Here is a 20213-nt window from a genome sequence, read left to right as displayed (position 1 = left end):
GGCGGCCGGTGCTCCGGCGGGAGAAGACACGATGACGGTGGAGCTCCTCGCCCTCATCATCGCCGCCGTCCTGGTCATCGTCTTCGCGAACTCCCTCGCCACGCGCACCGGGGTGGCGGGACCGCTGATCCTGGTCGCGATCGGTGTCGGGGTCAGCCTCATCCCGGCGGTGGGGGCTGTGTCGGTGCCGCCGCAGCTGATCCTGGTCGGCGTGCTTCCTCCTCTGCTCTTCTCGGCGGCGGTCTCGGCCCCGGCGATCGAGTTCCGCCGGGATCTCGCCGCGATCGGCGGGCTGTCGGTGCTGCTCGTGATCGTGAGCTCCCTGGTGCTGGGCCTGTTCTTCTTCTGGGCCATCCCCGGGCTCGGCTTCCCGCTCGCGGTCGCCCTGGGCGCGATCCTCAGCCCGACGGATGCTGTGGCGACGACGATCGTCCGGCGGCTCGGGGTTCCTCGTCGTGTCGTGACGGTGCTCGAGGGGGAGGCCCTTCTCAACGATGCGACCGCGCTCGTCCTGCTGCGTACGGCGATCGTCGCGGCGGCATCCGGGTTCTCCTTCCTGACGACGCTGGGGTCCTTCGCCTGGGCCGTGCTGTGGGCGCTTGTCGTCGGCGCTGTCACGGGGTGGGTGGCGCTGCGCCTGCGCGCCTGGGCGAAGAGTGCGACGGCGACGACCGCTCTCGGACTGACCGTTCCCTACATCGCCTACCTGCCCACCGAAGCGCTCGGCGGATCGGGCCTCGTCGCGGCGGTCGTCGCTGGCGTCGTCTGTGGGCAGGGAGCGGTGCGCTGGCTCACCCCGGAGCAGCGGATATCCGACAAACTCAACTGGCGGACGATCGAGTTCCTCTTCGAGGGTGCGGTCTTCCTGATCATGGGGCTCGAACTGTGGGGGATCGTCGAGAGCAACCTCGCTGCGGAGAACGGGTTGCTCGAAGGAGCCGTGATCGCGCTCTCCGCGCTCGTCATCCTGCTGATCGTCCGTGCCGCCTACGTCTTCCCGATGCTGCGCGCCCACGCCCGCCGCGTGAAGAGATCGGTGCGCAGTCGGCTGTCGGCCCGTGAAGAGGACACCGCGAAGGATCGGCGGCGCGCCGGAAGGATGCGCGCCGACATCGACTACTTCGACGCGTCACCGCTGACCTGGAAACACGATGTGATCGTGGTCTGGGCCGGAATGCGCGGCGCGGTCACTCTCGCCGCTGCCCAGACACTCCCGCCGGAGACGCCGCAGCGCGACCTGCTCGTGTTCATCGCCTTCCTCGTCGCGGCCGGCAGCCTGGTCCTTCAGGGCCTGACTCTTCCCGTTCTCGCCAGGGCTCTCGGCCTCCGCCGCACGGGGGCGAGCGGACCACCGCGCGAGGAGATCCGCGAGATCGACGGGCAGCTGCGCGCGGCCGCGCAGTCGGCGATCGCCGGCGGAGAGCTCAGGCACGGCGATAGGAAGCCCTTCTCGGCGGAGATCTACGCCTTGCCAGCGGCGAACTTCATCGCCCCGTTCGATCCGACCGGCGGATCCGACACCCCGGAGGCGCTGGAGTTCCAGCTCGCCCTGATCCTCGCCATGCGCACGCGATTGCATGAACTCGGACGGTCAGGCCGCCACAGCACGACCGCCCTGCGCTATGTCCTCGATGAACTCGATGCCTACGAGATCAGCGTGAAACTCCACCTGGAAGGCGAGAGATGACGATGGAACTGGAATCAGCCCCTCTGGTGGGAATCGCGCTCGCGCTCGGGTCCGCGGTGGCGCTGGCGGCGGGCAATCTGCTGCAGGCCCGCGGGGTGCGGGCGATGGAGGCGGAGGCGGCGAGGGGAGTCGAGGGCTCGAAGGCCGCGCGACTCGTCCACAACCGCTTCTGGCTCGTCGGGGCGCTGCTGCTCGGTGTCACCGTGCTGCTCCAGATGGGAAGCCTGACTTTCGCTCCGCTCATGGTCGTGCAGCCGATCGGCGTTGCCGCGCTCGTGTTCACGGCGCTGCTGACCGCGCTGATCACAAAGAGGAAACCGTCACGGGCGGTGGTGCGGGCGATCGCCATCTGCGTGATCGGCGTTGCCGGGTTCGTCACCGTCGCGGCGCTCGTGAGCACCCAGCACGCCATCACCGACGGGCAGCTCATCGCGGTGCTCGTGGTGCTGGCCGTGCTGCTCATCGCCACCGGGGCCATCTGGTTGTTGGGCAGGCGTGCCGACACGCCGCCGATGCTCTGGGTGCTGCTCGGCGGCGTCTACTCCGCGTTCGTCGCAACCCTCGGAAAAACGGTGATCCTGCGGGTGCAGTCGGCGTTGCGAGCGGGCGGCTTCCGGCCGGACGCCGCCCATCTGCTCACGATCGCCTGCATCGTCGGAATCGGTGTCGCCGGCGCGCTCTCGGTCTACTTCGTGCAGCGTGCGCACGCCGCGAACCGCCCTGAGGTCGTCGTCGCAGGGCTCACCGTCATCGACCCTGCGGTCGCGGTCGTGCTGGGCATCGCGATCCTGGGAGAGGCGAGCGGCGCGGCGCCGTGGGCATTCCTGGCGCTCGCCGCGGCCGGTGCCGTCGCGATCAGCGGCGTGTTCGCGCTGTCGAAGGAGGAGAGCCGCACGGAATGACCCGCACGCACCCCGCCGCGAGCGCCGTAGCGGCCTGGGCGCGAGCGCTCGCGCGCACGACGCCGGCGCGCGTGCAATGGGATCGGGTCGCCCTGACCGCCGCGGGGATCACCTCCCCTGTCGCCCTGAGCCTGGCTCTCGCGCCGCACGACGATGCGCTGATCGGCGCGGGCGCGTTGGCGTCGATGGGGGCGCTGGCGGCATCGGTGATGGATGTCGGCCTCGCGGGCATCGAGCGCGTCCACCGGATGGTCTTCGTCTCGATCACCGCCACGATCGGCTTCGCGCTCGGCACGGCGGTGCACGGCCATGCCGTGCTGACGTTCATCGCGGTGATCGTTGCCGGCTTCCTCTCGGGACTCTCGGGAGCGATCAGCGCGACCGCGTCGAAGTCGGCGATCTACTTCCTCATGTTCGTCGTGATGGCGGCCAACACTGATTTCGGTCTCGCTTCGGCGTGGACTGCGCCACTCGTCTTCTTCGTCGGCGCGACGTGGAGGGTGCTGCTGACCGTGCTCGCCGCCGCCTACGAGGGGCGCGCCTTCGCCCCGGAGAGAGCCGCGGTCGCCCGCGTCTACTCCGCGATCGTCGATCAACTGGTGGCGGACGGCGTCGCCGAGCGTGAGAGGGCGGGGGTCGCTCTGACGCGCGCGCTCAATGATGCGTACGACGTCCTGGTCGCCGCCCGCACAGAGCTGGCGGCGCACGACCAGCGTTGGCAGAGCCTCGTCGCCGTCCTCAACGCCTCCGCACCGGTGGTCGACGCCACGATCGCCTCGTCGGAGGACCGCGGGGCCGTCTCGCCTGACGTCCTCGCCTCGCTTCGGGCCGTGCAGGCCTGGGTGGCAGACCCCTCGCGGCCCGTCCCGCGCATCCCGCCACCACCGCCCGGGGGCGGGCCGGACAGGGCCCTCGTGGATGCGGTGCGTCATGTGTCCCACGTGATCGACGGCCTCGCCGCGGATGCGGAGGGCGGCGGTGCCGCGGACGTGTCCCTGCCGGGGAAGCCCTCGATCGCCGCTCGGTTGCGGTCTGCGCGAAGAGCCCTCACCTCCGGCACGGAGTTGTGGGGGTCGATCCTGCGCCTCATCCTCTGCCTCGCCGTCGCTCAGGGGTTGTGCATCATCTGGCAGCTCGACCGCCCCTACCTGGTGATGCTGACGGTGGCGCAGGTGATGAAGCCCGACTTCGGATCGATCTTCGGGAGGGCCGTGCAGCGCGGAGCCGGCACCCTGATCGGTGTCGCGGTCGGGTCGCTGGCTGTGGCGGTGGTGCCGAGGGGGGAGTGGCAGATCCTCGTCGTGCTGATCCTGGCGGCCGGAATCCCGGTCGTGATGCCGCGCAATTACGGGCTGTACTCGATCATCACGACACCGCTGGCCGTGGTGCTCGTGGAGCTGCACGTGAGCGACAGCGCGGGACTCCTCGACGTGCGCCTGCTCGACACTCTTCTCGGGTGCGCGATCGTACTGGCGCTGGGGTACCTGCCCTGGCCGCAGACCTGGCACGCGCCGCGGCATCTCGCCGCGCAGGTGGCCGTGATCGCCCGGTCGATCGCAGCGTACGCGGATCTCGCGCTGCGCCGTCCTGACGACCCGAACCGCATCCGCATGCGCCGAGAGGTCTATCGTCGCATCTCCGATCTGCGCACCACGGTCGCACAGTCGCTGGCCGAGCCGCCCACGATCAGCGCGGCGACCGCCTCGTGGCTGCCGGAGATCACCGCTCTCGAGAGGGTTGCAGATGCGGTCACTGCGGTGTCCACGGACGCCGTCTCATCCGGCAGGCGTCCTCCCGGGAGAGATGCCGACGGGGTGTGCGCGGCACTGAGCGACCTCGCCGAAGCGGCAGCCTCAGGGCGCCGCCCGACGCAGCCCGAGACCGTTCCCGGCGTGTCCGGTGCGCTCGCGGCGGAGCTTGCCGCGGCCCGCGCGGCGCTCCTCGCTCAGCAGCGTGGTGCGCAGCGCAGGCGTCGAGTGCGGCGGCCCGACTCAGGCCCCGCGTCCTCCTCCTCAGCCGGGTGGTGATCCGGGTGTCACCAGGGTGATCACCCGGGTGATGTCGGGAGGTGATCGGCGCCCCGGCGCCGCCAATATATTAGGAAGGAGTCAGCGAGGACCTGGGAGGGTTCCGAGCTCGAGTAGCGGACGCTTCCCCAGAGCGTCGGCAGATCAGGGGGAACTGATGATCCGACCGTCCACCGTTGACTGCGTACGTACGCGCGTCGTCCATCGAGCACTTCGGAGCCGCGTCGGGGTGCGACCCCCGCGCTGCTCCCCGGGGTGGGCGTGGGTGGGTCCGGCATGAATCTCACCGACACGGGCCGTGCACGCGACGAACTCGCGAAGGCGGTGCGTGCCGGCCATCCCGAGACCATCTCCCGCGCCGTCGTGACGAATGTCTGGCCGCTCTACACCTCGCACCCGGATGAGCTCAAGGCGGCGATCGTCGGACTGCCGAGCAGTTCGCTCGACCGCCACCCCATCCTCCGGATCCTTCACCCGATGACGCCCGTGCTCGCCCGGAGGGCACGATCGTTCAAGCCGGTGGCGCACGCGCAGGATGTGCGCCTGATGAGCGCTGACGAGATCGACTTCCTGACGCTGGCGCAGATGGTCTCTTTCCGCATCAACGGCGATGTCACGGCCGCGATGGTCTACGCGCGCAGGTTGGAGGATCGCCTGCTCGAGACCTCCGCCGAGGGACGAGACCGCATCGACGGGCCGTTGTGGTTCCTCCATCATCAGATCGGTTCCACGCTGCTTGCCGCCGGCGAGACGGGTCACGCGCTCCTGGAATTCGCGACCGCGCGCCAGCTCGGCGAGTTCTCGGCGCAGCCGTACGCCGCCCGCATGGCTCTTTCCCGAGCGGCGCTCGCCCATGCGGTGCGCGGAACCCTCGGCGACGCCGAGCGGGCGCTCGCAGAGGCGAAGGAGCTGCCGTCCGTCACGACGATGCACGCGAGCGCGACGTCATCGTCGGAGATGATCGCTGAGGCGCTCATCGCTGTCGAGCGCAGGTCGGGTGAGATCGATGAACTGTTGGGTCGGGCGTGTCCTGCCGACACCATCGAACTGAACTGGCCGTTCGCTTTGCTCGCCCGGTGTCGTGCCTACCTGTCCCGTCATCGGCCAGAGGACGCGCTCGAGGCCATCCGGCTGGCGTCGGAGGGCCATCCGCCGCAGCGCGGATCCTTCGCCGCCGACATCGTCGCCTCCTCGACCATCGAAGCTCTCATCGCCACGGGCGAGACCGCCTACGCCTGGCAGATCGTCAAGGACAACCCCAAAGTAGGTGTGCTCACCCAGCTCGCGACGGCTCACCTGGCACTGCACGATGGTCGGCTGGACACGGCCGCGCAGGAGCTGCGCGCACTCTCGGCCGATCAGACGCTCGGACCTGCCCAGCGCGCGGAAGCCACGCTGCTCTCCGGGTGGCTCGAACTCGCGCGCACGGGGGAGATCGATGCGGAATCCGCACGGCAGATCTCGCGGATCTCTCAGCGCGGCGACCGTCGTCGACTGCTCGAGATCATGCCACGGCAACTGGTGGATCGTGTGAAGGATGCGCTCGATGCCGAAGCGGCAGTCGAGTTCGCGGCGGCGACCTCGGACCTCGCGTTCGGCGACCTTCAAGCGCGTCCGTCGCTCACCTCGGGCGAGCTCCGGATTCTCAACGCGCTACCAGCGCAGCGTTCGACGGCCATCATGGCGTCGACGTTCCATGTGTCGCCGAACACGGTCAAGTCGCAGTTGCGATCGATCTATCGCAAGCTCGGATGCTCGACGAGGGAGGAGGCCATCCGCATCGCGACCCGGATGCGTCTGTTGGCCGGAGCCGCTCACGATTGACCTGATGTGAGCCGGAAGACCGCGAGGTCGTACACGCCGTCGATGAAGGCGTGTGCGACCTCGCGATCGGTCGGGGATCAGCCGCGGGAACGGCCGAATGCGAACGCTCGCACGACGTTGATCACACCGAGGACGACGAGCGAGATGCCCATGAGCAGCCAGAGCACCATGGCGCCCCACAGCGGCGCGAACAGCAGCACCACGCCGGCCAGGATCGAGACGATGGCGAAGAGTGCCGACCACACCTTGGATCCTGTGCCCGAGAGGGTGCTGAGCGCCACGACACCCTCCACGATCCACAGGACGCCGACGAGGATACCCAGGAACGCCCCGAGCCAGACCGCCGTCTGACCGAGGTTCGCGAACGCGATCACGCCTGCGGCGATGAAGACCAGACCGAGCAGCACGTGCCCGATGCGAGCCCATCCGCCCTTCGTCTTGCTCAGGCCGCCGATAGCCGCATAGACGAGACCGGCGACGATGGCGTAGACGGCCACGATCGCAGCGACGACCATCGCGGACTTGTCGGGCCAGACGAGGATCACCACGCCGACGACGAGGGCCAGAAGCCCGCCGACGCCGACAGCGATACGGATGCCGTCGAAGGCCGTCTTCGTGGGGGAGGACGCAGAGGTCATGACTGCTTCGATTTCTTCTTGCCGACCAGGCTCTGGACGGCTTTCGTGAGAGCCGCGAACTCGTCTTGCTTGCGCGCCACGAACTCGAGCGCTTCCGTACCCGTCGCCAGGACCGCCTGTCCGAGCTCTCCGACGTCGGCGAAGTGGTGGCTCGCGTTGCCGACCAGCCCACCCTCCAGCGCCAGCCGTCCGACAAGGTCGAGCTTGAGCACCTTGGTGCCCTCGTGGAAGCTCATGTCATCGAAGTCGACCCAGACGATGTTCGGCCGTGTGGTCGACTCGAACGCGTAGCGCTTGTTCGTGAGGTCGAGCACGACCTGCCAGATGGTCTGGGACGCATCCGGCTTGCCCTCCTCAGGTGTGCGGAACGGCTGCGCGGCGTTGCGGATGATGCTGAACATGGCCGCCATGGCCTCGATCTGCGTCTTCGGCTGCTTCTGGTGCGCGACGTAGAAGGAAGCGCGTGCGAAGCGGTCGCTGGCCAGCGTGGACCCGGGAAGCGGCTTGTCGCCGCCGAGACCCTCGACCTCCTTCACGAGTTCGAGCTGCTTGTCGAAGGTCGGGGAGTTGGTCATCACCTGGTACTCCCGGCCGTGGTAGACCTTCGGCTTCCCATCGGTGTATTCGATGATCGCGGAATCACCGCTCGCATCGTTGATCGCCAGGTGCAGCGTGGGGACGAGGTGACCGGTGGGGTCGAAGAGCTGAGCGATCTGCACCTGCGACTCGTTCGTCCAGGCGACGGCCTCTTCGACGGTGGCGAAGTTGTCGAGGTAGTACTGCAGCCAGATGGCCTGACTCAGCTGCGTCGCGGAGGCGTCGGGCTTGCCGTAGTCGGACTCCGCCAACCAGAGGATATGGCCCGCGAACCCCTCTTCATTCATGCCGTCCGTCGCGATGAGGTCGAACGCCGTGGCGACGATGCTCCCGTATTTCGCCTTCCAGGTCAGGTTGCCGTTGACCCCGTCGGATCGCTCGATACCGCGCGGAAGCTTCCAGAGGTTGGAGAGCAGGTCCATGTGGAAATCCATGTTTCGACCAACGATGACTGCACCGTTGGCATCGGGCCATACAACTCTTGTGCACATGAGCGCCGTACTTCCAATCGTCGATATGAGTCGCCCGCCCCGGCGGGGCAAGGGCTCTGGGGAAATTATTCGGCGAGTGCGCGCACGCCGACATCGGAAGAGCGCGAATTCACCCGCATCGGTCACCCGGGTGCCACCCGCCATTCACCCGGTTGCGTCGCACCGCACTGCTGCGATCAGCTCTGTGGAACCCCCAAGGATCTCGCCGTAGGGTGAGCGTCATGGTGTCAGTGGAAGGATCTGCCGCGAGCCGCGACGGCACGCGCGGCGAGCCCGGAGACGATGCGGGGCTGGGCCTCGTGCTCAGCGGTGGCGGTGCGTTCGGTGCCGCGCACGTCGGTGTGCTGCAGGTGCTCGCCGAGCGCGGCATCCGTCCGGGTATCGCCGTCGGCGCGAGCTCCGGGGCCCTGGTCGCCGCCGCCTATGCCGCCGGGTTCTCCGTCGAGGCGATCGATCGTGCAGCTCGCGCGTTCCGCTGGCGACACATCGCGCGGTGGACGGGCGCTGCGCGGTGGGGGCTCCTCGACACCGTGGCCACGAGAGAGGTGGTGCATCGCATCTTCGGCGTGGATCCGCTGATCGAGGACCTCCCGCGCGTCTTCGGCGCCTACGCGACGAACCTGCGCACACGCGAGGGCGTCATCCTCGACCGCGGCCCGTTGAGCACGGCACTGCGATCGACGATCGCCGTGCCGGGACTGCTGCCGCCGGTGCGTCACCAGGGGATGCTGCTCGCCGACGGCGGGATGGTCGACAACGTGCCGGTCGCGGCGGCGCGCGCCCTCGGTGCGCAACGCGTCATCGTGGTGCGACTGCACGCCAAGTGGGAGAACGTGCGCATGATGAGGACCGTGACGCGGACGGCTGCACTCGCCGCCGACGAGTCGGTGCTGCTCATCCAGCCCGAGATGCAGAAGCACGCGCAGTGGACGATGCGTGACGTGCCGCATCTCATCGCCGAAGGACGTCGCGCGGCCGAAGCGGCGTTGCGGAAGGTGCCTCTTCCCTGGAGTTGACGAGCTGGCGCTCTAGACTTTTGGGGTGGGTGTTCTTCTGGTGAGATGTGCCGCGGCGACGGATCTGGACGCGGGTGCTGAGACGCTCGCCGAGGCGTTCGAGAATTACGCGTGGACCCGTCACGTGCTCCCGGAGGACGACTACGAGGAGCGGCTGCGGGCGCTGCAGCTCCTGTATCTGCGGTACGCCCAGGAGCAGGGGGTCGTGGCCGTCACCGACGCCTGTGATGGCGTGATCGCGCTGCTCCCGCCGGACGCGCCGGAGCCCGACGACGACATGGTGGAGCAGATCGTCGCACTGCACGGCGATCGCCTCGATCGCCTCGATCAGACCCCGTCACCGGCGGATGCCTGGAGGCTGGAGACCCTGGGCGTGCGGCCTGCGAGCCAGGGCAGGGGCATCGCTGCGGCGCTGCTCGAGTTCGCGCTCGCCGCGATCGCCGAGCGTGGTGCGCGCGAGGTGCGGTTGGAGACGTCGGATCCGCGGAACGTCCGTCTCTACGAGAGGCACGGCTTCCGCGTCATGTCCCATTCCGAGCCCGCGGAGGGTCCGCAGATCTGGCAGATGAGCGCGGCTCTGGACACCTGCCGAGAAGACAGAGGAGCACACATTCCATGACCGGTCCCGTCGACGCGCTCGAGCAGTACCTCGACGCCACGAACTCGCACGACTTCGATCAGGTCGCACGCATCCTGGCGCCGGAACCGGTCTATTTCTTCGGCGACGCCACCTGCATCGGACGGGCCGCCGTGCAGGACTACTTCGAGCGCACCTGGGCGCTGATCCCCGATGAGCGCTACTGGGCCGAGGATATCGAGTGGGTCGTCGACGGGGATGATGCGGCCGTCGCGATCTACACCTATCGGTGGAGCGGCACGGTGCAGGGCTCTCCGGCCGAGGGATCGGGTCGCGCGACAAACGCCTTCGTGAAGACAGACGACGGGTGGCGTCTCGTGCATGAGCACCTCAGTGCTCTCGCTACGTCCGCCGCGGATGCCGCGAGCGGATCGGGCGGCGTCTGAACCGCGGGCCCCGGCATCAGGACATGATCTCGGGCGCCGCCGACCGCATCCGCGACCGGCGGCGCCCCTGGCATCAGCGCGTCACGCCCTCCCGAGCGCTCATGCGCGTGAGCTCTGAAACCGTCGGGCTTCCTTCCCAATCGCCGATCGCCGTGCACGCGTAGGCGCCCGCGGCCGCGGCGCGCCGAAGCCGATCCTCCATCGTCGACTCTCCGTCCCAGAGACTCAGGTAGCCGGCCACGAAGGCGTCGCCCGCCCCGACGGTGTCCACCACGTCCACGGCGCAGGGTGGCTGCAGACAGTGCTGGCGACCGTCCAGGCCGATGGCTCCGAGCTCACCCCGCTTGATCACGACTTCGCGGGGACCGAGGTCCCGCAGCCGCTGGGCGAGCTCGGCCGGTTCCCCGTCTCCGACGAGCAGGGCGGCCTCGTCTTCGCCCGCGAAGACGAGGTCCGCCGATTCGACGAGTTCGGAATACGCCGGACGAGGGTCGCGTCCGTGCCACACCGATTCGCGGTGGTTGATGTCGAACGAGACCGTGATCCCCGCCGCCCGTGCCCGCTGAGCGGTGACCAGCGCGCAGGCGCGGGCGTCAGCGGAGAGGCCGGGGAGGATTCCGGTCAGGTGCACGATGTCGGCGCTGCGCAGCAGTTCGTCCGGCACATCCGACGGACGCAGCGTCGACGCCGCGCTCCCCGTCCGCCAGAAGCGCACGGTGGCCGTCGAGGTCGTGCGACGGTGCTTGTGCATGAGCCCGGTCGGCAGCTCGGCATGCCGGGATGCATGCACATCCACCCGTTCCGCGCGCAGCTCGCGGGAGATCAGCTCCCCCAGCGGGTCGTCGCCGAGCCGGCTGACCCACGATGCTCGTGCGCCCAGACGGGCGAGGGCGATCGCCACGTTGCTCTCGGCGCCGCCGAAGCTGAGTGTATGCGTGCGTGCCGTCGACAACGGTCCAGGGCGGTCGTTGGCGAACAGCCCCATCGTCTCGCCGACTGTCACGACATGCAACGGTGCCCTCGTCATACGGCCTTGCCCTTCACGACGCCAGCGAGTGCCCGCCGTGCTCGCTCCTTCAACGCGTCGAGGCTTCCGCCGGTGAAGGCATCGCCGATGAGTGGCCCCCCGAGGCTCACCGCGATGCATCCGGCCCTGATCCACTCCGGTATCTCTTCGAGCGTGACTCCGCCGGAAGGCAGCGTGAGCAGATGCGGCAAAGGGCCGGCCAACTGGCGCACGTAGTCGGAGCCGACTGACATTGCGGGGAAGACCTTCACCGCCGTCGCGCCACGTTCCCACGCCGCGTGTACCTCTGTGGGAGTGAGCGCACCGGGATAGATCGCCGCGCCGAACGAGTCCGCGATGTCGATGACCTCGGGTGACACGGTCGGTGAGACGAGGAAGCGTGCTCCTGCTCCCAGCGCCGCGCGGGCATCGTGCGCCGTCAGGACCGTTCCGACGCCGATCTCCGCCTCCGGCACCGCGGCGATCACCTGCGGAAGGATCTCGATGGTGCCCGGTGTGGTCATCGTGAGCTCGATGCAGAGCACTCCGGACTCGGCGAGTGCCTTCACCACCGGCTCGTACAGCCGTGCGTCAGCGGCCCGAAGCACCGCGATCACCCCTGTCCGCATGAGTGTTTCAGAAGGGACGGAGCGCATCGGTCACGCCTCTCGATATCGATCGAGCAGAAAGGGCGGCGACTCGCTTCATCATCATCGGCCGGTCGCGGCGAAGTCCGGCCGGGTGCCGTAACGTTCCAGCGTTTCCTCGTCGAGGGTCACCCCGAGACCCGGCATCGACGGGATGTCGAGGAAGCCATCGGCATCCAGCCTCCAGCCCCCGCTGATCAGGTCGTCGACGTACGCGGATCCGGTCTTGTACTCGACCAGGTCGGTCGATGCGAGAGCCGAAGCCAGCTGCAGGTCCGCCGCGAGCCCGATACCGGTGTTCCACCCGTGCGGGATGAGGCGGATGCCGCGGTCCTGGGCCGCCCATCCGATCCGGCGCGACTCGCTCAGCCCGCCGCCCTTCGTGGTGTCCGGTTGCACGATGTCGAAAGCATGTCTGTCGAGGTACGGCTGGAAGCTCTGGCGTCGCGTGAGCACTTCGCCGCCGGAGATGCGGACGGGGGATGATGCGCGGAGTTCGGCGAATCCGTCGATGTCGTCGGGGGCGAGTGCCTCCTCGAACCAGGCGACGTCGTAGTCGGCGAGCATGCGGGCGGTGCGTTTCGCCCAGGCCAGGTCGCCCGGGAAGAAGGCCTCGGAGCCGCCGGCGTCCACGGCGAGCAGGCGGTCGCCCACCGCCGCCCGCGCTGCGGCGACCGTGGCCTCGTCGGTCGCCGCATCCACGCGCCCGAACTTCCACCAGCCGATCTTGAATGCGGAGAAGCCGGTCTCGACGAGCTCTTCCAGGTTCTCGGTCATGGGCCCGGCTTCGTCCATCAGCACGGACGCGTAGGGGCGCACTCGTTCTCTGTGGCGGCCGCCGAGGAGCCGGCCGACGGGTTGCGACGATGCCTGTCCGGCGATATCCCACAGGGCGATGTCGATCGCGCTGGTCGCGTGTGTGAGTGAGCCGCCCCGTCCCATCCAGAAGGCGGTCTGGTGCAGTGTCTCCGTGAGGCGCTCCACCTCGAGGGGGTTCTCGCCGATCAGGTGGGGGGACAGCAGATCGACGGCGCCCCGCACCAGGCTCTCGGATGTGAACGCGCTGCCGACGCCCACCCTGCCGTCGTCGGTGTGGACCGCGACGAGTGTGTGGACGATGTCGTCGGGCTGCAGCTCGTGCGACCACCCTCCCTCGGGCGTCGCACCCCGCAGGCCGCACGTGTCGATTCGGAGGATTTGCATGAAGACCTTCTAACCGTGATGAGGACGGGAGAACCCCGCTGCCAGAATTCGAAGATAGTCGATTGTCGACAACAGGGCAATCTCCAGGTATTGTCTGTTCCTGCACCCCTCAGCGGTGCGTCCACAGACCCACAGCGTTGTGCACGATGGCAGCGCCGGAGGCCGAAACCCGAAAGGCATCACAATGAAGTTGACGCGCATCCTTGTCGGCGTGGCAGTAGCCGCGACGAGCGCCCTCGCACTCGCCGCGTGCACCTCGAGCGGGAGCCCAGGGGCGACAGCGCAGGAGAGCACCCTGACGAAGGTCCTCGAGAAGAAGACGCTCGTTGTCGGTGTTTTCGCCGATGCGCCTCCGTACGGAGTCATGGCCAGTTCCGGCGAATACGAGGGCTTCGACATCGATGCCGCGCAGGCGCTCGCCGACTCGCTCGGCGCGAAGATCGAGTTCGTCTCCACCACGAACGCCAACCGCATCCCGCTGCTGGAGACGGGCAAGGTCGACATCATCGTCGCGGCCCTCACAAACCTGAACGAACGCGCACAGAAGGTGGCGATGTCGCGGCCGTATGCCGCCGAAGGCCAGGTCGTACTCGTCCCCGCCGGCAGCGACATCGCCTCGTATGACGCGCTTGCCGGGCGGACCGTGGCGGCCACGCGCGGCAGCGTGCCGGCCACGATCCTCGAGACGCGGTTCCCTGAGGCGAACGCGAGCCTGTTCGAGGCGGTCGCCGACTCGATCCAGGCGCTGCGCAGCGGCAAGGTCGACGCGCTCATGGAGAGCAACTCCGTCGCACAGGGGATCCTCGACGACTCCGACGGCGAGTTCACCGTCGTCGACGCGCCGCAGTTGAGCCCGTCCGTCGTCTCCATGGGGCTGAAGCAGGGCGACCAGCTCTGGCTCAACTACGTCGACAACTTCATCCTCAACTACAACATCAGCGACGCCGCGAACGACTCGTACAACGAGTGGCTCGGCACCGACGTCCCCGACCTGATCAAGTAGCGACGACCTTTTTCGGCTGCCCCGCCGTCATGGCGGGGCAGCCCGAACGGACCTTTCATGCAACTCTTCTTCGGGGACCTGATCCCTTACGCTCCCGAGCTGCTCGCCGGTCTCGGCGTGAGCGTGCTCATCACCGTCGCCGCCGTGCTCATCGGTTCACCGCTCGGCGTCGGCGTCTACCTGTTGCGCGCGGCGGGCAATCCCGTCGCGCGAGCCGTCGGCAGCACGTACGTCGAGGTCATCCGCAACACCCCGCTGCTGCTCCAGCTCTACCTCATCTACTTCGCGCTGCCCTCCGTCGGGGTCAACTTCGATCCCATCACGGCGGGGATCATCGCGCTGAGCGTCAACAATTCCGCCTATCTCGCGGAGATCTACCGGGCCGGGTTCGAGGCGATCCCCAAGGGGCAGATAGAGGCGGCGGACGCGCTCGGGCTGTCACGGCGGGCCACGTTCTTCCATGTCCGACTGGTGCCGGCGCTGCGGAACGTCCTGCCGTCGCTGACGAACCAGGTGATCCTGCTGTTCCTCGCCTCCTCGATCGCCTCCATCGTCGCCGTGCCGGAGTTGATGCACGTGATGATGGGCATCACGACGAGCACCTTCCGCACCATCGAGACGTTCGTCGTCGGCGGACTCCTGTACTTCATCGTCGCGTTCCTCATCGCGGGGGCATCCCGTCTCGTCGAGACGCGCGGCATCCGCTGGAAGGTGGCCTGATGTTCACGTCCTTCGATCTCTCCGACCTCGTGCTCATCCTGCAGGGCGCGTTCGTGACGCTGCAGATCTGCTTCCTGTCCGTGATCCTCGGCGGCGTGGTGGGCATCGCGTCCGGCATCCTCGCCGCGAGTCCGTCTGCTCCGCTGCGCTGGATCAGCGCGATCTGGGTGGGAGCGATACGGGGCGTCCCGGTGCTGCTCATCATCTTCTTCGTCTACTTCGCGCTGCCGCTGATGTCGCCGGGGAGCAACATCCCGGACTACTGGGCCGCAGTGCTCGCCCTCACGATCTTCGCCTCGGCCTACATCAGCGAGATCGTCCGGGGGAGCATCCAGGCGATTCCCCGTGGTCAGTTCGAAGCGGCACAGGCCCTGGGGCTGTCGTGGCCGAAGCAGTTGCGCCACGTGGTCATGCCGCAGGCCGCGCGCATCATGGTGCCTCCGGGCATCGGGTTCCTCGTGGTGCTGATCAAGGACAGCTCGCTCGTCGCGGTGATCGGACTCATCGAGCTCACCCGAGCGGGCAACATCGTCGCTTCCCAGACCGGACAGCCGATCCTCGCCTACGTGGTGGTCGGTGCGGTCTACTTCGTCATCTGCTTCGCCCTCTCCACCGCCGGACGGCGGTACGAGCGGCGACTGACCATTCATGCGCGGGCACCCCGAGTGGAAGACGCGCTCACCCCCTCACGAGGAGACTCGAAATGATCACTGTCACCGACCTGCGACTCAGCTTCGGTTCCACCGAAGTCCTCCACGGGATCACCTGCGATGTCGCGGAAGGCGAGGTGGTCTGCATCATCGGGGCGTCCGGCTCGGGCAAGAGCACGCTCCTGCGCTGCATGAACGGCCTCGAGACCCCCAGCCACGGCAGCGTCGAGGTGAACGGACACCTGCTCACCTCGAAGGAGCGCCGATCAGATCTCGCCGCCGTTCGCCGCGATGTCGGCATGGTGTTCCAGCAGTTCAACCTGTTCCCGCACCTCACGGCGCGGGAGAACATCACGCTCGCTCCACGCAAGGTGCTCGGGCTGGGAGCCCAGGAGGCCGACGAACGTGCGGACAGGCTCCTGGCCAAGGTCGGGCTCGCCGCGAAGGCGAACGCGTTCCCCGGCAATCTGTCGGGGGGACAGGCGCAGCGAGTAGCGATCGCACGCGCGCTCGCGATGCAGCCGAGCGTGATGCTCTTCGATGAGCCGACTTCGGCGCTGGACCCCGAGATCGTCGGCGAGGTTCTCGCGGTCATGAAGGACCTCGCGGCCGAGGGGATGACGATGGTGGTCGTCACACACGAGATCGGGTTCGCGCGCGAGGTCGCCGACCGGGTGATCTACATGGACGACGGGCGCATCGTCGAGAGCGGCGCACCGCAGGAGCTGCTCTCCCACGCGAAGACGGAGCGTGCCCGCGCGTTCCTCGGCAAGGTGCTCTGACCTCGTGATCGACGTGCTCATCCGTGGTGCGAGCGTGATCGACGGGTCTGGCGCCCCTCCGTTCACGGCGGACATCGGGATCACCGGTGAGCGCATCGCGTTCGTCGGTCGCGACCCGGGCGCCAGAGCCGCCCAGGAGATCGATGCCGCGGGACTCCTGCTCACCCCCGGCCTGATCGATCCCCACAGCCACAGCGACTGGTCGATCCTCGGGAACCGCGATGCGCTCAGCACAGTGCATCAAGGAGTGACCACCGAGATCGTCGGGAACTGCGGCGTGACGTATGCGCCGATCGCGGAGGGAGACGAGGACACCGCCCGTCGTGCACTGGCCGCGTTCGGGTACGAGGGCGAGGTGCGGTGGCATTCCTTCGCCGAGTTGCTGAGCGCCGTGCACGGTGAAGGCACCGCACAGAACCTGGCGTGGTTCGTCGGCCATACCGGTCTGCGCCGGGCTGCCGAGCGCGAAGGGGGTGATCTCGTGGGCACGATGGCGCGGCACCTGGAGGAGGCGTTGGAGGCAGGAGCGCTCGGCTTCAGCTCCGGACTCGAGTACGGCGCCGGGCGGAACGCGGAGACCCCGGAGCTGGAGGCCCTCGCGCGAGTGGCGGGCCGACGTGGTGCGATGTATGCCAGCCACATCCGCAATCGAGATGCGGCACTCTCCGACGCCGTGGAGGAGTTCTTCCGGGTCGTGCACGCCGGAGGGCTGCGCGCACAGCTGTCGCATCTGAACGTCCGTCACCGGACGGGGGCATCGGACGGCGCCTGGGCGGAGGCGGTGTCGCGGCTGGAGCGCGAGCGTCGTTCCGGCGTCGACGTGCTGGCGGACATGACCCCCTATCCGGACGGCATCGGGCTCGCCGCCGGGCTGTTGCCCGATTGGCTGCTCTCCGACGGGGAGCAGTCGGCTGCCGACGCCCTCCGGCATGCGGAAGTGCGCGAGCGCGTCCGCGCGGACTCCGATCGCTACTGGCGATTCGTGCACCGCGGCCAGTGGGATCGGGTCCGTCTCGCGGTGAGCCCCGCCACACCCGAATGGGAGGGCCTGACGTTCCCAGAGATCGCCGCCGCCAACGGGACGGACGAGTGGGACGCCTACTTCGACGTCATCGTGGCGTCCGGCGCCGATCTCGGAGCGGTGCAGTTCATGGGGGCGCTGTTCGAACCCGATCACGTCGCCGAGGCGGTCGGCCATGACCGCTTCTTGCTCGGTGTCGACGGTTTCACCTCCCGCCGCGACGGCATTCTGGGCGCGCGGACCCCGCATCCGCTGTTCTTCCACGGATACCAGCACTTCCTGAGCCATCATGCTCTGCGGGCGGGGACGCTGACGCTCGAGAACGCCGTGCACAAGATGACGGGGGCGGTCGCGGCGCACTTCGGCCTCCGCGACAGGGGACGCATCGTGGATGGGACGTTCGCCGACCTGGTGCTCTGGGATCAGCGACTGCTGCGCGACACGGACACCTTCGTCATGCCGGAGCGCTACGCCACGGCGGCCCGCCATGTCTGGGTGAACGGCACGCCGGTGGTCACGAACGGAGCCCGCACCATGCACCGACCTGGAACTCGATTGGAACGAGCAGATGTCTCCTGAAACGGCACCCCCCACCCTCAGCCCAGCGCAGACCCGCCGGAGCGGCCGTTCGCCTGGAAACAAACCGGACAGCCCCGGGGAGAGCGGGCGCCTCACGCCGGCCGTGACCGGGTTCGCGATCGCCGCCGCGGTCGGTGGCTTCCTCTTTGGATTCGACACTGCCGTGATCAACGGCGCGGTCACGGCGATCGAGGGCAATCTCGGCTTGGACGCCGTCGGACTCGGTGTCGTGGTCGCGGTGACTCTGCTCGGTGCAGCGCTGGGTGCGCTCGGCGCGGGGTGGATCGCGGACCGCATCGGGCGCCCCCGCACGATGCTCGCCGCCGGCATCGTGTTCTTCATCGCAGCGATCGGATGCGGCATGGCCCACGGGGTGTTCGATCTCGCCGCGTGGCGACTCGTGACCGGCGTCGCCGTCGGGTTCGCCACGGTGCTCGGCCCCCTCTACATCTCGGAGATCGCCCCCGCACATGCCCGCGGGCGATTGGCCTCGATGCAGCAGATGGCGATCGTGCTGGGGATCTTCGTGGCTCTCCTCTCCGACAGCGGCATCGCGTGGGCGCTGGGCGGCGCGGATGCCGAGTTGTTCCTCGGCCTCCCGGCGTGGCGCTGGATGTTCATCGCGGGTGTGATCCCCGCACTGATCTATCTGGTGCTCGCGCTGGTCGTCCCCGAGTCCCCGAGGTACCTGGTCGCGCGCGGGCGGGTGGAGGCGGCCCGTCGGGTGCTCATCCGGCTGCAGCGGGTCGATCCGGCCGAGGCGCGCATCCTCACCGACCGGATCGAGGACACGCTGCAGCAGAAGGAGTCCGGTCGGTTCCGTGATCTGCTGGACAGGCGTCGTGGCCTCCTCCCCGTGGTCTGGGTGGGCATCGGAGTGGCCGCTCTGCAAGCGCTCGTTGGCATCGACGTGATCTTTTACTACTCCACCTCGCTCTGGGAGTCGGTCGGATTCGAGGAGTCCGCGGCGTTCGGCCTGTCGGTGCTCAGCTCCTTCATCAACGTGGCCGCGACCGTGGTCGCCATCGTGCTCATCGACCGCGTCGGGCGCCGCGCCCTGCTTCTCACGGGATCGGTGGGCATGTTCATCAGCCTCGTCATCGTGAGCATCGGGTTCTCGACGGCGCGCATGGTCGACGGGTCGCCGCAGCTGGATGGCGTGTGGGGTCCGATCACCCTGGTCGGCGCGAACCTCTTCGTCGTCGCGTTCGCCGTCTCCTGGGGGCCGGTGGTCTGGGTGCTGCTGGGTGAGATGTTCCCGAACCGCATCCGCGGAGTCGCGCTGTCGGTATGCGCCTCGGCGAACTGGTTCGCGGGGGTGGCGCTGAACTTCTCCTTCCCGAGCCTGCGGGACATCTCGCTTCCCGGCAGCTACGCCCTGTACGCCGTGATGGCGGCACTGTCGTTCCTGCTCGTGTTCTTCTGCGTCAGGGAGACCAACGGCCGCTCCCTCGAGGAGATGCACGCGGGCGGAGGACGGCGTGAGGGGGAGGGGGCATCGCGATGACTCCCTCATCGCGCCGAGCGGGCAGTGCGGACCTCCCGGCTCTCGCGGGTCACGTGCTCATGCTGCGGGCGGGTGGCGCTCGGGTGTCGATCGCGCCGGCCCACGGCTGCGTGATCCAGGAGATCGACCACGGTGAGGGAAACCTCCTCTGGGTCGATGGGCGTAGGCCACGGGTGCTCGAGCAGTCGGGGACGGTCGGTGAGGAGTCGGCCCGCGAGTTCGACGAGGATGTCCTCATCGGCGGCTGGTTCCCGATGTTCCCCAGCGCGGGCGTTCCCACCGCGACGACGCAACAGCACGGCTGGGCGCCCCGCGTGGCATGGGCGGTGGTCGAGCGCAGCGCGACGAGAGCGGTCTGCACTGCGAAGGGGCCGTTCCTCGACGGAGGTGTCGCGGAGGTGACTCGGACCATCGAGCTCGAGCCCGACGCCCTCACGGTGTCGAGCACCGTACGGAATGCCGGCTCGGAGGTGCGATCGTTCACCTGGGGAGAGCATCCCTGCTTCTCGCGCGGCCTCTTCGCCGGGGGCCACGCCTACTTCGCCGGCGAGCCGGTGGCGTCGGTGCCCGCACACGCGAACCGCGCCGCAGGGCATGCTGCCCGCGGCAGCGCCGGTGCGACCGCTGCCGTCGTCGGCCGGAGCCTCACGATCACTCTGAGCGACGAGGCTGGCACGCTTCCGCACTGGCTGTACTGGTACAACTACGCGGCCGCCGAGCTCCCGCGCGCAGACACGCTTGCATGGGAGCCCTCGACAGCGGCCGGCCTGAGCGTGGGTGACGCGATCGCTGCAGACGCAGTGGAACGACTGGGCGCCGGCCAGAGCTTCCATGCCTCCCTGAGATGCGAATGGACTTTGTCGACAATCGCCGATTCGCGGGTACGATGA

Annotated in this window: 19 protein-coding genes; 14 read left to right on the top strand and 5 right to left on the bottom strand. The window is 68.5% G+C overall.

Annotated elements, in window-relative coordinates; genetic code table 11:
- Nucleotides 1-31: 31 nt before the first annotated feature.
- The 4 genes from MRBLWO12_RS12050 (at nt 32) to MRBLWO12_RS12035 (ending at nt 6440) form a co-directional block, all read left to right on the top strand.
- Nucleotides 32-1687 (top strand): cation:proton antiporter, encoded by a 1656-nt coding sequence (locus MRBLWO12_RS12050; RefSeq protein ID WP_363555771.1) that lies wholly within the window; start codon nt 32-34, stop codon nt 1685-1687.
- Entirely contained in the window at nt 1684-2589 is a 906-nt protein-coding gene (locus MRBLWO12_RS12045; protein ID WP_363555769.1) for a multidrug DMT transporter permease, read from the top strand. The genes MRBLWO12_RS12050 and MRBLWO12_RS12045 overlap by 4 nt, the downstream gene beginning before the upstream one ends.
- Entirely contained in the window at nt 2586-4616 is a 2031-nt protein-coding gene (locus MRBLWO12_RS12040; RefSeq protein ID WP_363555767.1) for an FUSC family protein, read from the top strand. The genes MRBLWO12_RS12045 and MRBLWO12_RS12040 overlap by 4 nt, the downstream gene beginning before the upstream one ends.
- A gap of 276 nt (nt 4617-4892) precedes the next feature.
- On the top strand, nt 4893-6440 hold the full coding sequence (locus tag MRBLWO12_RS12035) for a helix-turn-helix transcriptional regulator (RefSeq protein ID WP_363555765.1): 1548 nt from the start codon (nt 4893-4895) through the stop codon (nt 6438-6440).
- A 77-nt stretch (nt 6441-6517) separates the two neighbouring features.
- On the opposite strand, the gene MRBLWO12_RS12030 is transcribed toward MRBLWO12_RS12035, so the two are convergent.
- Entirely contained in the window at nt 6518-7078 is a 561-nt protein-coding gene (locus tag MRBLWO12_RS12030) for an HdeD family acid-resistance protein (protein ID WP_363555763.1), read from the bottom strand.
- The gene (locus MRBLWO12_RS12025) at nt 7075-8166 is read right to left on the bottom strand and encodes a linear amide C-N hydrolase (RefSeq protein WP_363555761.1); all 1092 of its coding nucleotides are present in this window, start codon (nt 8164-8166) and stop codon (nt 7075-7077) included. The genes MRBLWO12_RS12030 and MRBLWO12_RS12025 overlap by 4 nt, the downstream gene beginning before the upstream one ends.
- Before the next feature lie 221 nt (nt 8167-8387).
- Between MRBLWO12_RS12025 and MRBLWO12_RS12020 the strand changes: the two genes are divergently transcribed.
- Genes MRBLWO12_RS12020 through MRBLWO12_RS12010 form a run of 3 tightly spaced genes read left to right on the top strand, consistent with a single transcriptional unit; the run spans nt 8388 to nt 10205 of the window.
- On the top strand, nt 8388-9182 hold the full coding sequence (locus MRBLWO12_RS12020) for a patatin-like phospholipase family protein (protein ID WP_363555759.1): 795 nt from the start codon (nt 8388-8390) through the stop codon (nt 9180-9182).
- A 25-nt stretch (nt 9183-9207) separates the two neighbouring features.
- A complete protein-coding gene (locus MRBLWO12_RS12015; RefSeq protein WP_363555757.1) occupies nt 9208-9801 on the top strand; it encodes a GNAT family N-acetyltransferase in 594 nt (197 codons plus the stop codon).
- Entirely contained in the window at nt 9798-10205 is a 408-nt protein-coding gene (locus MRBLWO12_RS12010; protein WP_363555755.1) for a YybH family protein, read from the top strand. The genes MRBLWO12_RS12015 and MRBLWO12_RS12010 overlap by 4 nt, the downstream gene beginning before the upstream one ends.
- A gap of 73 nt (nt 10206-10278) precedes the next feature.
- Here the strand turns inward: MRBLWO12_RS12010 and MRBLWO12_RS12005 are convergent, their stop codons facing one another.
- The 3 genes from MRBLWO12_RS12005 to MRBLWO12_RS11995 form a co-directional block, all read right to left on the bottom strand.
- Nucleotides 10279-11232, bottom strand: coding sequence for a sugar kinase (locus MRBLWO12_RS12005; RefSeq protein ID WP_363555754.1), 954 nt, complete (start codon nt 11230-11232; stop codon nt 10279-10281).
- The gene (locus MRBLWO12_RS12000; protein WP_363558599.1) at nt 11229-11840 is read right to left on the bottom strand and encodes a bifunctional 4-hydroxy-2-oxoglutarate aldolase/2-dehydro-3-deoxy-phosphogluconate aldolase; all 612 of its coding nucleotides are present in this window, start codon (nt 11838-11840) and stop codon (nt 11229-11231) included. The genes MRBLWO12_RS12005 and MRBLWO12_RS12000 overlap by 4 nt, the downstream gene beginning before the upstream one ends.
- Nucleotides 11841-11921: 81 nt before the next feature.
- Nucleotides 11922-13061, bottom strand: coding sequence for a mandelate racemase/muconate lactonizing enzyme family protein (locus tag MRBLWO12_RS11995; protein WP_363555752.1), 1140 nt, complete (start codon nt 13059-13061; stop codon nt 11922-11924).
- 184 nt (nt 13062-13245) lie between these two features.
- Here MRBLWO12_RS11995 and MRBLWO12_RS11990 point away from each other — a divergent pair, with 184 nt between their 5' ends.
- From MRBLWO12_RS11990 to MRBLWO12_RS11960, 7 genes are read left to right on the top strand one after another with little or no spacing between them, the layout of a single operon-like run.
- Nucleotides 13246-14064, top strand: coding sequence for a transporter substrate-binding domain-containing protein (locus tag MRBLWO12_RS11990; RefSeq protein ID WP_363555750.1), 819 nt, complete (start codon nt 13246-13248; stop codon nt 14062-14064).
- A 57-nt stretch (nt 14065-14121) separates the two neighbouring features.
- Nucleotides 14122-14784, top strand: a complete 663-nt coding sequence (locus tag MRBLWO12_RS11985; RefSeq protein WP_363555748.1) for an amino acid ABC transporter permease — start codon at nt 14122-14124, stop codon at nt 14782-14784.
- The gene (locus MRBLWO12_RS11980) at nt 14784-15491 is read left to right on the top strand and encodes an amino acid ABC transporter permease (protein WP_363555746.1); all 708 of its coding nucleotides are present in this window, start codon (nt 14784-14786) and stop codon (nt 15489-15491) included. Before MRBLWO12_RS11985 ends, MRBLWO12_RS11980 begins: the two co-directional genes overlap by 1 nt.
- Nucleotides 15488-16216 carry an amino acid ABC transporter ATP-binding protein gene (locus MRBLWO12_RS11975; protein ID WP_363555744.1) on the top strand — a complete coding sequence of 243 codons (729 nt, stop codon included), beginning with the start codon at nt 15488-15490 and terminating at the stop codon, nt 16214-16216. The genes MRBLWO12_RS11980 and MRBLWO12_RS11975 overlap by 4 nt, the downstream gene beginning before the upstream one ends.
- Nucleotides 16217-16220: 4 nt before the next feature.
- A complete protein-coding gene (locus tag MRBLWO12_RS11970; RefSeq protein WP_363555742.1) occupies nt 16221-17816 on the top strand; it encodes an N-acyl-D-amino-acid deacylase family protein in 1596 nt (531 codons plus the stop codon).
- A complete protein-coding gene (locus MRBLWO12_RS11965) occupies nt 17806-19323 on the top strand; it encodes a sugar porter family MFS transporter (RefSeq protein ID WP_363555740.1) in 1518 nt (505 codons plus the stop codon). The genes MRBLWO12_RS11970 and MRBLWO12_RS11965 overlap by 11 nt, the downstream gene beginning before the upstream one ends.
- Nucleotides 19320-20213, top strand: a complete 894-nt coding sequence (locus MRBLWO12_RS11960; RefSeq protein ID WP_363555738.1) for a hypothetical protein — start codon at nt 19320-19322, stop codon at nt 20211-20213. Before MRBLWO12_RS11965 ends, MRBLWO12_RS11960 begins: the two co-directional genes overlap by 4 nt.

Source organism: Microbacterium sp. LWO12-1.2 (genome assembly GCF_040675875.1).
Classification (GTDB): Bacteria; Actinomycetota; Actinomycetes; order Actinomycetales; family Microbacteriaceae; genus Microbacterium.
Note: the sequence above shows the minus strand (reverse complement) of the source record. Positions and strands in the feature narration are given on the sequence as shown.